Raw genomic sequence first — 13,796 nt, 5'->3', positions numbered from 1 at the left:
TGGGATACCGCTTTCGATCACCCATGACCGGGTTAACGCCCGATCCGCCCAGGCGGTCACGACCAGAACTCACATTCAACCCATCGACTGGTCGCTATCAATGGCGAATCTGCCGCAAGGCCACCAACCGGACGCAACGTATAGATCAGATCAAGTTACTGCGGACCGCCCTCTGACAAAGCCACGTTGACCTGCGCGTTGACACGACAGGAGGCGAAGGGCACGGGACAAGGCCGCGAGGGACACGACACCGGCCGAGGGGTCTGACAACGGGGACCCAGCCGGTCTCACAGCGTCTAACAGCGCCCCGCGGGCGGCACGGTGTCAGATCGCGACAGGCTGACACCGGAGCCGAATGTCATCGTCAACCCTGCGCGCCGCGGTGGCGCGCCGTCTGACAGCGTTCGCCCGGCGTGGCGACGGTCTGACACGGCCGCCGCCTCCGATGACAATCCAGCACCGGTGTCCTCCGTGACGCCGCCGCCGTCTGGGACACCGGACGGTGATCTGACAGGACCGGCCAGCGCCCCTGTGTCATCGATGTAAGTCGCTGTCATGGTCGAGGTGGTCGTGACCGTGCGTGTCTGACAGCCGGGGGTGGCCGATCGCTCTGACGATCTCACGACGCCGACCCCGGCCGGTCGAGCCGGCGACAGCCGGATCATCCCGCGTTCCCGAGGCCAGCCGAGCGGACAGGAATCGGTTGTCAGACATTCGTGAGATCCCCGTGAGATCGCTAGGTGTTCGCCACAGCTCACAAACACCGGTTTGAGGGTGTCAGCGCACCACAGCGCGGCGCGGAGCCGACACCACATGAGCGAGCACACGCCGCAGCACCACAACCCGCAGCACGATCCCATCGTCGACACCGGCCTTCTGGCCGGGGTCGACCCGACACCGACCGACCTGGTCGCCGGCGACCCGCCGGTCCCGCTCACCGTCTGGCGCACCGCCCGCACCCCGGGCGACGCCGGCCGCAGCATCGGCACCCGCCTCGCCGACCGCCTCATCGCCGCCTACAGCCGCCCCGGTGAGGCGGTCGTCGACCTGACCACCGACCACGCCCTCACCTCCGCCTGCGCGGCCGGGGCCCGCCGGCACCACTCGGCGTGGTTCACCGACGCGTCCAGCCTGATCATCGGCCCGGCCACTCCCGTCCCGCTCGCCAGCGGGATCAGCGGCGACGCGGACGAGGAGGAGGACCTGCCGGAGATGGGCGCCTGGTTCGGGGACGACCTCACCGACCCGGACCTGCACCCACCGGCCGACACGGGCGCCGGCCTGCCGTCCGGCGGCTCCCTGCAGCAGGCAACCAGTCTCGTGGTCGCCTGCTGGCCCCTCGACCCCAACGCCGCTACCAACCGGGTCCGGTTGGCGTGGCTGCTGGCCGCCTGCGCCCAGCTGCTGCAGCCGGGCGGCTGCCTGATCCTCGTCGTCACCGTCCCGGCCGGCGCCACCGCCGGCCCGGAGGACTTCTCCGGCGTGGTCCAAGCCGCCGCTGGCGTCGGACTGGGCTACCTGCAGCACCTTGTCGCGGTCACCGCCGACACCGACGGGGACGCGTTCGTCTACCACGTCACCGACGAGGAACTGCTCACCCTCACCACTGCCGTGAGCGACCGGTGGCGGGTGGCGCACCTGCGGGTCCACGCGGACCTGATGGTGTTCAGCCAGGCCCAGCGCCCGGCCCCGCGCCGTAACGGACGCGAGGGCGGTGGTCGCCGTGGCTAGACACCGCGCACACACCCCCGAACCGTCCCACGAGCAGACTACGACCACTGCCGCCACGAGCCCCGACCCGATCGGACGCCACCGGGCTACTCCCGGCCCGGAGGGCCTGTCGGTGTGGGCGACCGCCCAGTCCACCGGCCCCGTCCAGCGCCGCGGCCGGTACGTCCGTGAGTCGGTGCAGCACCCCGCGCGGATGCTCCCCGCGATCGCCGCGCACGCCGTCACCGCCTACACCAAGCCCGGGGACCTGGTGCTGGACCCCATGTGTGGGATCGGCACCACCCTGGTCGAGGCGATCCACGCCGGCCGGGACGCGATCGGGGTGGAGTACGAGTCACGCTGGTCCGACATCGCCGACGCCAACATCAAGCACGCCCACACCCAGGGCGCGACCGGCCGGGCCGGTGTCATCCGCGGCGACGCCACCAGCATCCTGTCGCTCGTGCCCGGGGCCCTGGCCGGCCAGGTCGCCCTCGTCGTGACGTCGCCGCCGTACGGGCCGACCGTGCACGGCCTCGTCCGGCCCGGCGCCGACGGGGTGGCCAAGTTCGACAACGCCTACAACGACGGCACCGACCGCGGGAACCTCGCCTACCGGGACCTCACCGGACTCGCCGACGGGTTCGCCCAGATCCTCGCCGGCTGCCACACCCTCCTGCGCCCCGGTGGGGTCGTCGTCGTGACCGCCCGACCGTGGCGCAAGCACGGGGAACTGGTCGACCTTCCGTCGGCTGTCATCGGCGCCGGCGTCCGCGCCGGCCTCACCCCTGTGGATCGGTGCGTGGCGCTGCTCGCCGCCGTCCGCGACGGCGGGCTCGTGGCCCGGCCGTCGTTCTTCCAACTCCAAGCCGTCCGTAAGGCGCGGGCCGCTGGCACCCCGATGCACCTGATCGCACACGAGGACGTCCTCGTGTTTGTCAAGAGCCAGGAGCTGGAAGCCGGGGTGGTGGCGTGACCGCACCTACCCACCGCTACCTGTCGCTGGGTGCCGGTGTGCAGAGCTCCACGCTCCTGCTGTTGGCTGCCCAGGGCAGGATCCCACCGTTCGACGCTGCAGTCTTCGCCGACACGTCGTGGGAGCCGGCCGCCGTCTATCAGCACCTGGACCGGCTGTCCGGGATCGCGGAGCGGGCCGGGATCGAGGTCGTGCGCGTCAGCGTCGGGGACATCCGCGCTGACGCGCTCGACCCGGCCCACCGCTTCGCCAGCATGCCCCTGTTCACCCTCGGGCCGGCCGGCGAGCGGGGCATGGCCCGCCGGCAATGCACCGCCGAATACAAGATCAAACCGATCAAGGCGGAGGTACGGCGCCGGCTCGGCTACCCGCACCCCAGGCGGGTGCCGGCCGGTGTCGCCGCGGAGATGGCGATCGGGATCAGCCTGGACGAGATCGGCCGGGCACGCAGCGCCGACGTCGCCTACATGCGGAACGTCTTCCCACTGCTGGACCTGGGGTGGCGGCGCGACGACTGCCTGCGGTACCTGCGCCGGCACGGTCTCGGGGACACCCCGAAGTCGTCGTGCGTGGGGTGCCCGTTCCACGACGACGGCTTCTGGGCCGCCCTGCGGGAGGACAGCCCGGCCGAGTGGGCGGACGCGGTCGCCTTCGACCGGGCGATCCGCCACGGTTCCGCCCGCGCGAACGCCGCCGGGCAGCCGCTACGCGGCCAGTTCTTCCTGCACCGACAGCGGGTGCCACTCGACGAGGTGGTACTGCGTCCACGCCCGCGGAAGGCGGACTCGCCGAGCTGCGGGCCGTGGACCTGCCCCCACGACACTCCCGTGCCCGGCGGCGCTGACCGTGGGGAGGTGGCGTGACCATTGCCCACCCAACCTCCCCACGGATCGGATCGCTCTGCACCGGCTACGGCGGCCTCGACATGGCCGTCGAGCTGGTGCTCGGCGGCCACCTCACCTGGTACGCCGAAACCGACCGGCACGCCACCACCGTCCTGGCCCACCACTGGCCCCACGTGCCCAACCTCGGCGACATCCGCACCCTCGACTGGAGCAGCGTCGCACCCGTCGACATCCTCACCGCCGGATTCCCCTGCCAGGACATCAGCAACGCCGGCAAACGCGCCGGCATCACCGGAGAGCACTCCAGCGTCTGGAACCACGTCGCCACGGCCGTTCGCATACTTCGACCCCGGTTGCTCTTCGTGGAGAACGTCGCCGCGCTCCTGCGACGCGGGTTCGACGTCGTCCACGCCGACCTGGCCCAGATCGGGTACGACACGAGCTGGACATGCCTACGCGCATCCGACATCGGCGCAGCCCACCGCCGGGACAGGCTATTCCTGCTGGCCACACCCACCGTTCGGCTGGGAGGGGGTGCGGACGCTGCCGACACCGTGCGCCCGTGATGGGAAAGGGCCCGGTCACCAGTACGGGCTGCCTGACCTGATCGAGGCGTCCGGCTCCACCCGTGGCCTGCTGCCCACCCCGAGGGCCAGCGACACTGGTACTCCAGGACGGCGAGCGGGGGCCGGGTTCCGGCCCCCGCTGTCGCAGGTCCTGCTGCCCACCCCACGGGCCACCGATGGAACGAAGGGCTGCCCCGCGCAGCGCGGCTCACACGGCGACCTGACACTGCCTTCGGCGGCCGTGCGGGTACCGGCCCGGACCCTGCCCACCCCGCGCGCGTCCGACGCGCGCGGGCCTGGCCAGCACGGCGACGGCGGTGCGGATCTACGCACCACCGTCGCCGGGCTCGGCCAGCCCGACGCAGGCCGGTGGGGCGTCTACGCCGCCGCTGTGGCCCGCTGGGAGCTGCTGCTCGGCCGGCCCGCGCCGGAACCCACCCAGCCGGGCCAGCACGGCAAGCCCGTCCTGGCGCCGCGGTTCGTGGAATGGCTCATGGGCCTCGACGAGCACTGGGTCACCGACCCCACTCTCGGGCTGCCGCGCACGGCCGCGCTACGGGTCCTCGGTAACGGTGTCGTTCCCCACCAGGCTGCCACCGCGTTGCGGCTCCTGCTGTGCCCCCTGCGGTGAGACGTGCCCGCGTGACCAGCGGTCGCCGCAGGTGGAACACCCTATGAGGAGTTCTCCGCCTGGCCTACCTGCTCGGTGCTGTTCTCAGGTGGTGCGCCCAGCCAGGTGCGGACCGTCGCGATCTCTTCGTCGGAGAACGTGATCTCGGCAGCGTCGGCGCGGTTGAGAACGTTGCCGACGAACGCTGCTGCGATCTCGTCGGCTGTCGGTGGGGGTTGGCGGTGCAGAGGGCAACCGCCGAACGATGTGCCCCGCACGACAAACCCGACGGCGTTGCGGCTGATAGGCAGACCCTGTTCGCGAAGCTGGTCACGGGCCCAGCTGGTGCATTGCGTCCAGTTGAACCGCTGGGATCGGGCGTATTCGGCGAGTGTCCGGTAGATCGCCGGCCACCAGGGTTGCGGCATTCGCGGCAGATCGAGCTGGTGGCCCAGGCGCTCGACGGGATCCGGCAGGGCGACGCGTTGCGGCGTCGCGGTGGCGGTCGTCGGAGCCCGGTGGCGGCGGGTGTCCCAGAGCAGATGCTGCGACATCCGCAGGTTCGACAACGTCAGGCTCGCCACGGCCCGGGCGAAGCTGCCGAAGCCGAACCAGTTGCTGTCGCTCACCGAAGGACCGAGCTGCGTCCGCAGCCGGGAAGCGAGCGAAGCCATGTTCATCGGCTCGGTCGCTGCGGTGTACTCGTAGGTCACGATCGACCGGAAGGCCTCGTACGCCTCGCTCTGACCAGCGTCAGGGGTGTCACCGTCGGCGAGGTTCACATGCTCGTCGAACCTGTCCTCCACCTCGCTGTCGGCCTCGTCGTCGAGGTCGACCGACTCGCCCTGCACCAGTGCCAGCAGGTGCTGGCTGTCGAGAACCTGGTCGGCGATCGCGGTGAAGGCCTCGGCCGCGTCGGCCGGTGACACGATCATGGTTCGCCGGTCGGAGCGGCGTAGGCGTTGCAGCAGCGGGGTCATGTCGGAGTCGCCGGAAGCGATGACGAACTCCTCATAGCGGGTGTCCGCGGACAGCGCGTCAACGGCGTCGACAACGATCCTGATGTCGGCCGCGTTCTTCGTGCTGCTGTAGCGAGGGCAGTCGATCACATCGAAGCCGGCGCGGACGAACGACGGCCGGAACTTCGAGAAGTACAACCGCGTTTGCTCCCCATCCGGGTCTGCGCGGTACACCCAGCCCGCGGGGTTGAGGTAGCAGCGCAGGACCAACCAGCGCCGTACGCCATCCGTCGTGGCCGTTGTCGCTAGCCGGCGCAGCCATCCCCCCGGATCTTCGGCGAAGTGAACCGCCACGTCCGGGTCCAACTTGTAGAGACCGCTGAACACGTTGTCGAAGTCGAGGTAGAGCGCCGCCCGAACGTGATCCACGAGCGCAACCTACCAACGCTGAGCAACGACGCCATCACCCCGCCTTCACGGCAGTACATGTGATGGCGGGGTGATGGCGTCGTTGCGAGCGAAGTCCGCACCTGCCCGACCAGACCTCGCTCTCCTTTCCCCTTCGAGACTCGGGAGTTATCGCCGTGACCACGCACGACATCGATCCCACAGAACCGTCCAGCACCCCCGCCAGCGGTGGCGGGGTGTGGACCGAGGAGCGCATCCGCGCGCTCGGCGCGATCACCGACCTGCCCACCGCCGGACGTGTCTTCGGCCTGGGACGCGCCCTGTCCTACGACCTCGCCCGCACCGGCGACTTCCCGGTGCCGGTCCTGCGGGTCGGCGCCCGATACAAGGTGCCCGTCGCCGGGATCCTCACCGCCCTGGGTCTGTCGCCGACGTCCGGCGACTTGACCCTGGGCGGGATGCGAAGCGTCGATCACCAGGACGAAATCAGCAGCATCGACCCGCCGTACACCGGCGGCGACAGGAAGAAGGAACCGTGACCCGCACCCGCAGCCCCGAAGGGGCCCTCACCAAACGCTGCACCTGCACCGACCCCGACACCGGCAAGAGGCTGGGGAGCCGGTGCCCGAGACTGCGCCGGCCGGGCGGCGGCTGGCACCCCACCCACGGGGTGTGGGGCTACCAACTCGAACTGCCCGTCCGACCCGCGCGGCCCCGCCGGCAGCTACGCCGGTCCGGCTTCGACAGCCGCGACACCGCCGCCACCGAGTTGCGGCACGCCCGCGCGCTGCTCGATGTCGCCGACGGCGACACCCACGTCGCGGCGCAGATCGGAGACCTGCTGCACTCCTGCCAGCCCGGCACCCCGCTGCCCGACCGCGACGCGGTTGCCGCCCGTGTCCGCGCCGGCGTGCCCGCCTCCGTGCCGACCACCACCGGCGAGTACCTGAATGCGTGGCTGGACGGACGGCGGGGACTGGCGGAGAAGACGGTGCGCGGCTACTCCGACCACATCCGCCTCTACCTGATCCCCCACCTCGGTGCCATCCCGATCCAGAGCCTACGGACGGCCCACATCGAGGGCATGTTCACCGCCATCGCGGTCAAGCAGGACGAGATCCGCGCCGCCCGCGCGAGCAGCGACCCCGAGATCCGGGCGAACGTGAAGGGCGTCCGGCCGATGGGCGCATCGAGCACACACCGGCTGTACGCCACGGTGCGCAAGGCACTCAACGACGCCGTCGTCCGCGCAAAGCTGATACCCACCAACCCCGCCCTCGGCGTCGAGTTGCCCACCGCGAAACGACCCAAGGCGCGGGTCTGGACCGCCAAGGCGGTCGAGCACTGGCAGTCCACCGGCAGGCGTCCCAGCCCGGTCATGGTGTGGATGCCGCAACAAGCCGGACAGTTCCTCGACCACGCGCAACGCCACGACATCGTCCTCTACGCGATGTTCCTGCTCATCCTGCACCGAGGCCTACGCCGCGGCGAGGCCTGCGGTCTCCGCGACCACGACGTCGACCTCGACGCCGGCTACCTCACCGTCGTAGAACAGATCACCACCGTCGGCTACACCCCCATCGTCCGGCCGGTGAAAAGCGACGCCGGCGACCGGGTCATCCCCCTCGGCCCGAAAACGATCACCGCCCTGCGCTCCTACCTCGACATGCGCCGCCGCTGGCAACAGGTCAACGACACCGGATGGCCCGACAGCGGCCGATTCTTCGTCCGCCCCGACGGCAAAGCCTGGCACCCCCAGACAATCAGCGACCGCTTCGACCACCTCGTCGCCACCGCAGGCCTGCCACCCGTACGGCTGCATGACCTGCGGCACTGCGCCGCCACCTACCTGCGCCACGGCGGCGCCGACATGAAGGAGGTCCAGGAGACCCTCGGTCACTCCACCATCGGCCTGACCTCCGACACCTACACCACCGTCATCCTCGAACTCGAACGGGGCAGCGCCGACGCCGTCGCCGACCTCATCCCGCGCAGCGGCACGGCCGCATAGCGTGAGAGACGCACGTCCAGTACACCGACGCCCTACGAACTCGCCCGGTTGAGGGGCCTATGCGGCTTCCTTGCCCGCCACCCCCCGGCCTGACAGCATCTGCGCATGGGCATCTTCGACTCCGTCGCACGTGGCATGGGTAGCCTCCGCCCGCTGTCCGACGAGGAACTCGAAGACGAGCGCGAAGCGCTACGACAGCGCTACGTGTCCAGCAACAATGTCGGCGAGGCGTCGAACCTCTACAACCAGCTGCACCGCTACGACGAAGAGATGACGCGCCGCGCCAACGAGGCGTACGAGCGCGACAACCCGGACGCAACGACCAGGCGCCGCGAACACGGCTGGTACCTGCCCAATGGCGACTAGCGATCGCCCTGCCGGGCCTCGGCCCCGTCGATCTCGGCCATTGGGGCTGTCTCGCTAACGGAGACCTCTCTGCTGCCAACGCCCTGACACAGAGAGGTGCCGTCAGATCCACACTCCCCGACCGCCCACCTGTCAGGTTCAGCGGGGCTTGCGGCCGGTAGTGGAGGCGAACTGGTAGCCGCGCACCAGCACTGCCGGGTCGGCCATCAGCTCGGCGAACCGGTCTAACTCTTTGTGGGCCAGGTCCTCGGCGAGGAGCCGGTCGCGTAGCTGGGTGGCGTTGTCGGCGTACAGGCGGCAGCCGGCGCTGCCGCCGGCCCAGGTCTCGGCGACCCAGCGGGTGTGGACCTGCTCGAAGCCGTTGGCGAGCAGGACGGAGGGAATCTTGTCGCCCCAGTGCAGGTCGACCCCGCGGCCGGCGAGGATGTCGAGGATGGTGTGCACGACGCGGGTGATGAGTTCGTTGTCGCTGTCGGCGGGGGCGTGCGCGGACACGGGCGCGTAGACGATCTCTCCGAGGACGAGGTGCCCGCCGGGGCGCAGCGCGTTGATCATCTGGTGGAGCAGCAGGTGCCGGTTCGGTAGGTGTTCCAGGACGCAGCGGGCGGTGGCGATGTCGATGGTGCCGGGTTCGACCGGCAGCGGCTGGGTGCGCAGGTCGCGTTGGTAGACGTCGAGCACGCCGGTGGGGTTGAGCATGCTGGTGTCGATGTCGACGGCGATGACCTTTCCGGTGCGGCCGACGAGTTCGCACAGGTGCTGGGCGATGGAGCCGGCGCCGGCGCCAACGTCGAGGGCGGTGTGCCCGGGGTTGACGCCCAGGCGGGTCAGGTCGTCGAGGGTGACCGGGTCGAGCATCTCCTGCAGGGGGTGGAGCTGGTGAGGGCTGTTGCGGAACTGGTAGCGCTGCGTGGGTGCGGTGGCCGTCATGGAGTGACTCCTTGGGTCGTCGTGGTGAGGCAGGGCAGGGGCGTTGTCAGCAGCCAGTGCTGTTGCAGCCGCGGGTACAGCGGTAAGGACGGCGTGGCTGGCCGGGGACGGGCGGCGGGTTCCCACCAGCGGCGGGTGGCGTGGCTGTGGGCGAGGTAGACGAGGTAGGTCTGCGCTCGCCAGCCGAAGGGACCCAGGTGGGCGGATTCGTAGGCGAGGACTTCCCCGGTGTCTGGGTGCAGGACGAGCAGGGCGCGTCGGTCGCCGCTGGTGGCGGCGACCGCGATGCCTGGGCGGCCGGAACGGTCGACCACGCGCCGGTAGTAGGTGAGCTGGCTCAGGCCGGCCAGCAGATCGAGGGTGGCGGCGCGGCCGTCCCGGCGAGGGCTGTACCAGGTCGACAGGTACGCCAGGTTCGTCAGCACCTCGGTGGGGTCGGCTGGTGAGGGCTCATCGATACGCAGGTCTTCCCGCAGCACGTCGGTGCGGGTGAAGGGGTCGATCAGCCCGACGCTGTAGAGGTCGCCGGGTTGCCACCAGTCGTGGGTGACCGGAACGACGCCGGTGGGGTGCTGGGTGGCGAGTTGGCCGCCCGAGCGGTCATCGCCGCGCCAGCGGACCACCTCCCGCACCGCCGCCCCGGAGCGGGCGGGGTTGTTCCACTGCCGGTAATGCACGAGGTCATACCGGCCCGCAGCGGTGTCGCACGCGCTGGCCCGCAGTCGTGCCGCCAGCGCCAGCAACGGAGCACGCGCCGGCTGCGGGTACGCCACCTGAGTTCCCTGGTGACCGGTGCTTCGATGCGCCGCTGCAAGCATGGGCTGCGGCGCCGCTGAGGTGGGACAGTGCACGGAACTGGGCTGGGCGGGGATCGGTGCTGGCGTCGTCACGGCGGGTATGGCGGTGGCGGCGAGCACCACCAGGGCCGCCATGGTCGCGGTGGTGGGGGTCACCGGTGTGCCTGCCCACGGTTGGGCAGAGCGGGTGAGACCAGGGCGAGGTGGTCGCGCAGCGCCTGCTCGGCCTGTCCGTCGCTGGTGGCGATGGGTCCGGTGAGGCGTCCGTCGGCGAGGACGTGGACGGTGTCGCTGAGGGTGGCGGCGGCGCGGGCGTGCGGCACGGCGGCGAGGATGGTGACGCCGTGGCGGGGCAGGTCCCGTAGCCCGTGGGTGACGTGTGCGGCCACGGTGGGGGCGAGTCCTTCGGTGGGTTCGTCGCACAGCAGCAGCCGGGGCGCGGTGCGCAGGGCGCGGGCGATCGTGAGCATCTGCTGCTCCCCGCCGGAGAGCTCGTGGCCGCGGTGACGCAGCCGGGCCGCCAGGGCCGGGAACATCTCCAGCAGTTCGTCCACCGCCCAGGCCCGGCTGTCCGGGCGGCGAGCGGTCGGGCGGGCGACGGTGAGGTGCTCGGCAACGGTCAGCGACGGCCACAGCCGTCGTCCCTGCGGGGCGAGGGCGACCCCGGCGCGGGCGGCGCGGACGGGCGTCCAGCCGGTCACGTCGCGGCCGTCGAGCAGAACCCGCCCGGTGGTGGGTCGCAGGTGCCCGGCGAGGGTATGTAGCAGGGTGGTCTTACCGGCGCCGTTGGGCCCGGCCACGGTGTGCACGGCGACGGCCGCCAGATCGACGGTGATGTGGTGCAAGACGGGGGTGTCGGGGCGGTAGCCGGCGGCGAGGTCACCGATGCGCAGCATCGTCACCCCCGGTGCCGAGGTAGAGGGCGGTGACGGCGGGGTCGGCGCGCACGGTGTCGGTGGGGCCGTCGGTGTGGCGGCGGCCGTGGTGCAGGACGGTGGTCCAGTCGGCAAGGGCGGCGACGACATCCATGTGGTGCTCGACGAGCACGACCGCCATCCAGCCGGGTAGACGCCCGAGGATGTCGAGCAGGCGGGTGGTGTCGGTGTCGGTGAGGCCGGCGGCAGGCTCGTCGAGTAGCAGCACGCGGGGTTGCCCGGCCAGGGCGACGGCGAGGTCGAGCATGCGGCGGTGCCCGTGCGACAGCGCGGCGGCCGGGTAGTCGGCGTACCCGAGCAGGCCGACGAGGTCGAGGGCTTCCAGAGGTGTGCGTTCGGGTTGGTGGCGGTGGTGCCAGCCGCCCATGCGCACGCAGTCCAGAAGGGTCAGGTTCGGGTAGACGCGGGGGTGTTGGAAGGTGCGGCCGATGCCGGCGCGGCCTCGCCAGGCCGGGCCGCGGCGGGTGACGACTTGGCCGTTGTAGGTGATGGTGCCGGCCTGAGTGCGGGTGGTGCCGGCCAGGATGTTCAGCAGGGTGGACTTGCCGGCGCCGTTGGGGCCGATGACGGCGTGGCGGTCGCCGGGGGCGACGGTGAACGTGTCCAGGTTGAGGACGGTCAGCTGTCCGTAGGCGTGGCGCAGGCCGGTCGCGACGAGGCCGTTGCCGTGGGCGCGGTCGATGTCACCCGGTTCGCGCTGCGACGGCACGCCGTCGGGGCTGATGCGTTGGACTGTCCTCACGGGGTGCTCCTGGTGACTGGCTGGGCCGGGCCGTCGGGCATGTGAAGAGCGGGACGGCGCCGACCGTGACGAGGAAGGGGCAGGCTGGCCAGTCGCGCGGGAAGAGCGGTCAGGCCGCCGGGCAGCAGGTACACCGCGGTGACGAACAGGGCGCCGAGGAGCAGGGGCGCGTGACCGGGCAGCCAGGCACCCACGACGTCGCGCACGGCGAGGACCGCGATTGTGGCGGCGGCGGCGCCGGGCAGCGACGTGGCGCCGCCGATGACCACGGCAAGCAGCGCGAGGGCGGCGGTGGTGAAGCCAACATCGGCCGGAGTGATCCACCGGTGGGTGTGGATGAGCAGAGCCCCGCCGATCCCGGCGAGCGCGCCCGCGCCGGTGTGCGCCGTCCACAGGTAGGCGGTGACGTGGTGGCCGCTGGCGCTCGCGCGGACCTCGTTGCCGCGCACGGCCGCCAGCAGCGTCCGCTGGCTGCCGCCGAGCAGTGCTACGGCGGCGGCGGTCGCGGCGATCGCCACGAGCGTGGCGTAGAGCAGCACCGTGCGGTCGGTAGTCAGCGGCGGCAGGCCGGGCAGCAGACGAGGGGCGGGGATCCCAGCGAGCCCGTCGGTGCCGCCGCTGACCGTGCGCCACTGGGCGGCGGTGATCGCGGTCAGTTCCGCGACGGCGAGGCTGAGCATGAGGAACACCGTGGCGCGGTAGCGGACGAGCACCGCGCCGACCGCCCCGGCGGTCAGTGCTCCCGCCCCGGCCGCCGCCAGCAGGTGCAGCGGGGCGAGGTCGGTGCCGGCGAGGGCGAGCCGGGCGGTGGTGTAGGCACCAGCCGCGTACGGGGCGACCTGGCCGAGCGTGGGCAGTCCCGCGTGGCCGGTGACCACCGCGACGCTGACCGCCAGCACCGCCAGCGGCAGCATCCGCGCGGCGGTGGCGTGCAGGTACGGAACCGGTGACACCGCCACCGCGCCCACCACCGCCGCTGCCAGGCCGAGCGCCGACCACGGGTGCGCGCGTCGTGCCAGCGCGCGCACGACCGTCGCCGCCATGTCGTGCCGTGGACCGCTCACGCCGACGCCCCTGTGGGGAGGCTGGTCCGGCGGGCCAGCAGCACCACGGCCATGGCGCCGATCAGCAGGTACGGGGCGACCGCCGGGAACGACGTCACGCCGACGGTCTGCACGACGCCCACGGCGAGGGCAGCGGCGAGCGCACCGGGCACGGAGCCGAGGCCACCGCAGACCACGATGATCAGCGACAGCAGCAGCGCGGTGTCGGCGGTGTGCGGGCCGACGCCGAGGATCGGAGTGGTCAACGCCCCGGCCAGGCCGGCGAGAGCCCCGGCGGCGACCAGGACTGCCGCGTCCACCAGGCGGGGGTTCACCCCGATGCCGGCAACCATCGCCCGGTCGTCAACCGTGGCGCGGATCAGCCGTCCGGCGCGGGTGCGGTGCAGCACCACGTAGCCTCCCGCGACGACAGCGACAGCGACGCCCAGCACGGCGAGCCGGTCGACCGGATACCGGTGCCCGGCAACCCAGACGGTCGCCTCCAACACCTCAGGCAGGCGAGGTCGCAGCGTGTCGGGGCCGTAGGCGGTGGTGAGCAGGTCGGCGCCGATGAGCGCGACACCGAAGGTGAGCAGCGCCTGGTCGAGGTGCCCCCGACCCCGCAGTGCGGCGGTCGCGGCGGCCAGCACCCCGCCGCCGGCGGCTCCCACACCGGCCGCCAATGCGACCGCCGCGGCAAGGCTTGGCCAGGTCCCCGAACTGGTGGCAGCAGCGACGTAGCCTCCGGCGGCGATCAGCGTGCCGTGCGCGAGGTTGAGCACACCCCCGGCGCCGAACGCGACGGTCAACCCCGCGGCGGCAATGGCCAGGAGCAGCCCGTAGGCGACGCCGTCGACGGCGGGTATCAGGTAGGCGTCCACGCGCACCGCACCCCCTT

General features: G+C 71.7%; 15 protein-coding genes. 8 read left to right on the top strand and 7 right to left on the bottom strand.

Going from position 1 to position 13,796, the window contains the following annotated elements:
* Positions 1–813: 813 nt before the first annotated feature.
* From ACGFI2_RS19550 to ACGFI2_RS19530, 5 genes are all read left to right on the top strand, one after another.
* Positions 814–1,731, top strand: coding sequence for a hypothetical protein (locus ACGFI2_RS19550; protein WP_393518764.1), 918 nt, complete (start codon positions 814–816; stop codon positions 1,729–1,731).
* Complete coding sequence (locus ACGFI2_RS19545) at positions 1,715–2,686, top strand: TRM11 family SAM-dependent methyltransferase (protein ID WP_393518761.1); 972 nt, start codon at positions 1,715–1,717, stop codon at positions 2,684–2,686. The genes ACGFI2_RS19550 and ACGFI2_RS19545 overlap by 17 nt, the downstream gene beginning before the upstream one ends.
* A complete protein-coding gene (locus tag ACGFI2_RS19540) occupies positions 2,683–3,549 on the top strand; it encodes a hypothetical protein (RefSeq protein ID WP_393518758.1) in 867 nt (288 codons plus the stop codon). Before ACGFI2_RS19545 ends, ACGFI2_RS19540 begins: the two co-directional genes overlap by 4 nt.
* Positions 3,546–4,097: a DNA cytosine methyltransferase gene (locus ACGFI2_RS19535; protein ID WP_393518755.1), complete on the top strand. Its 552-nt coding sequence runs from the start codon at positions 3,546–3,548 to the stop codon at positions 4,095–4,097. The genes ACGFI2_RS19540 and ACGFI2_RS19535 overlap by 4 nt, the downstream gene beginning before the upstream one ends.
* 241 nt (positions 4,098–4,338) lie before the next feature.
* Positions 4,339–4,728 carry a hypothetical protein gene (locus ACGFI2_RS19530; RefSeq protein WP_282263784.1) on the top strand — a complete coding sequence of 130 codons (390 nt, stop codon included), beginning with the start codon at positions 4,339–4,341 and terminating at the stop codon, positions 4,726–4,728.
* Between the two features lie 41 nt (positions 4,729–4,769).
* On the opposite strand, the gene ACGFI2_RS19525 is transcribed toward ACGFI2_RS19530, so the two are convergent.
* Positions 4,770–6,095, bottom strand: a complete 1,326-nt coding sequence (locus tag ACGFI2_RS19525; RefSeq protein ID WP_393518753.1) for an NYN domain-containing protein — start codon at positions 6,093–6,095, stop codon at positions 4,770–4,772.
* Between the two features lie 155 nt (positions 6,096–6,250).
* On the opposite strand from ACGFI2_RS19525, the gene ACGFI2_RS19520 reads away from it, so the two are divergent.
* The 3 genes from ACGFI2_RS19520 to ACGFI2_RS19510 all read left to right on the top strand — a co-directional run bounded on the left by ACGFI2_RS19520 (position 6,251) and on the right by ACGFI2_RS19510 (position 8,451).
* Positions 6,251–6,613, top strand: coding sequence for a hypothetical protein (locus ACGFI2_RS19520; protein ID WP_393518751.1), 363 nt, complete (start codon positions 6,251–6,253; stop codon positions 6,611–6,613).
* Positions 6,610–8,085 (top strand): tyrosine-type recombinase/integrase, encoded by a 1,476-nt coding sequence (locus ACGFI2_RS19515; protein ID WP_393518748.1) that lies wholly within the window; start codon positions 6,610–6,612, stop codon positions 8,083–8,085. The genes ACGFI2_RS19520 and ACGFI2_RS19515 overlap by 4 nt, the downstream gene beginning before the upstream one ends.
* A 105-nt stretch (positions 8,086–8,190) precedes the next feature.
* On the top strand, positions 8,191–8,451 hold the full coding sequence (locus tag ACGFI2_RS19510; RefSeq protein WP_393518745.1) for a hypothetical protein: 261 nt from the start codon (positions 8,191–8,193) through the stop codon (positions 8,449–8,451).
* 138 nt (positions 8,452–8,589) lie between these two features.
* Here ACGFI2_RS19510 and ACGFI2_RS19505 read toward each other — a convergent pair whose 3' ends face one another.
* From ACGFI2_RS19505 to ACGFI2_RS19480, 6 genes are read right to left on the bottom strand one after another with little or no spacing between them, the layout of a single operon-like run.
* Positions 8,590–9,381, bottom strand: a complete 792-nt coding sequence (locus ACGFI2_RS19505) for a class I SAM-dependent methyltransferase (RefSeq protein ID WP_393518742.1) — start codon at positions 9,379–9,381, stop codon at positions 8,590–8,592.
* Positions 9,378–10,334 carry a hypothetical protein gene (locus ACGFI2_RS19500; RefSeq protein ID WP_393518739.1) on the bottom strand — a complete coding sequence of 319 codons (957 nt, stop codon included), beginning with the start codon at positions 10,332–10,334 and terminating at the stop codon, positions 9,378–9,380. The genes ACGFI2_RS19505 and ACGFI2_RS19500 overlap by 4 nt, the downstream gene beginning before the upstream one ends.
* Positions 10,331–11,074 (bottom strand): ABC transporter ATP-binding protein, encoded by a 744-nt coding sequence (locus tag ACGFI2_RS19495; protein ID WP_393518736.1) that lies wholly within the window; start codon positions 11,072–11,074, stop codon positions 10,331–10,333. Before ACGFI2_RS19495 ends, ACGFI2_RS19500 begins: the two co-directional genes overlap by 4 nt.
* A complete protein-coding gene (locus ACGFI2_RS19490; protein WP_393518733.1) occupies positions 11,058–11,855 on the bottom strand; it encodes an ABC transporter ATP-binding protein in 798 nt (265 codons plus the stop codon). The genes ACGFI2_RS19495 and ACGFI2_RS19490 overlap by 17 nt, the downstream gene beginning before the upstream one ends.
* Positions 11,852–12,919, bottom strand: coding sequence for a branched-chain amino acid ABC transporter permease (locus ACGFI2_RS19485; protein WP_393518730.1), 1,068 nt, complete (start codon positions 12,917–12,919; stop codon positions 11,852–11,854). Before ACGFI2_RS19485 ends, ACGFI2_RS19490 begins: the two co-directional genes overlap by 4 nt.
* A complete protein-coding gene (locus ACGFI2_RS19480) occupies positions 12,916–13,785 on the bottom strand; it encodes a branched-chain amino acid ABC transporter permease (RefSeq protein WP_393518727.1) in 870 nt (289 codons plus the stop codon). Before ACGFI2_RS19480 ends, ACGFI2_RS19485 begins: the two co-directional genes overlap by 4 nt.
* Positions 13,786–13,796: the final 11 nt, after the last annotated feature.

This window comes from Micromonospora sp. NPDC049282 (assembly GCF_043197045.1).
Taxonomy (GTDB): domain Bacteria; phylum Actinomycetota; class Actinomycetes; order Mycobacteriales; family Micromonosporaceae; genus Micromonospora.
The sequence above is the reverse complement of the archived record's forward strand: the minus strand, read 5'-3'. Positions and strand labels throughout refer to the sequence as shown.

What these genes read in the sequence shown, in the direction of transcription:
- ACGFI2_RS19550 (WP_393518764.1), top strand. Translation starts at nt 814, where the DNA reads ATGAGCGAGCACACGCCGCAGCACCACAACCCGCAGCACGATCCCATC.
- ACGFI2_RS19510 (WP_393518745.1), top strand. Translation starts at nt 8,191, where the DNA reads ATGGGCATCTTCGACTCCGTCGCACGTGGCATGGGTAGCCTCCGCCCG.
- ACGFI2_RS19505 (WP_393518742.1), bottom strand. Translation starts at nt 9,381, where the DNA reads ATGACGGCCACCGCACCCACGCAGCGCTACCAGTTCCGCAACAGCCCT.
- ACGFI2_RS19495 (WP_393518736.1), bottom strand. Translation starts at nt 11,074, where the DNA reads ATGCTGCGCATCGGTGACCTCGCCGCCGGCTACCGCCCCGACACCCCC.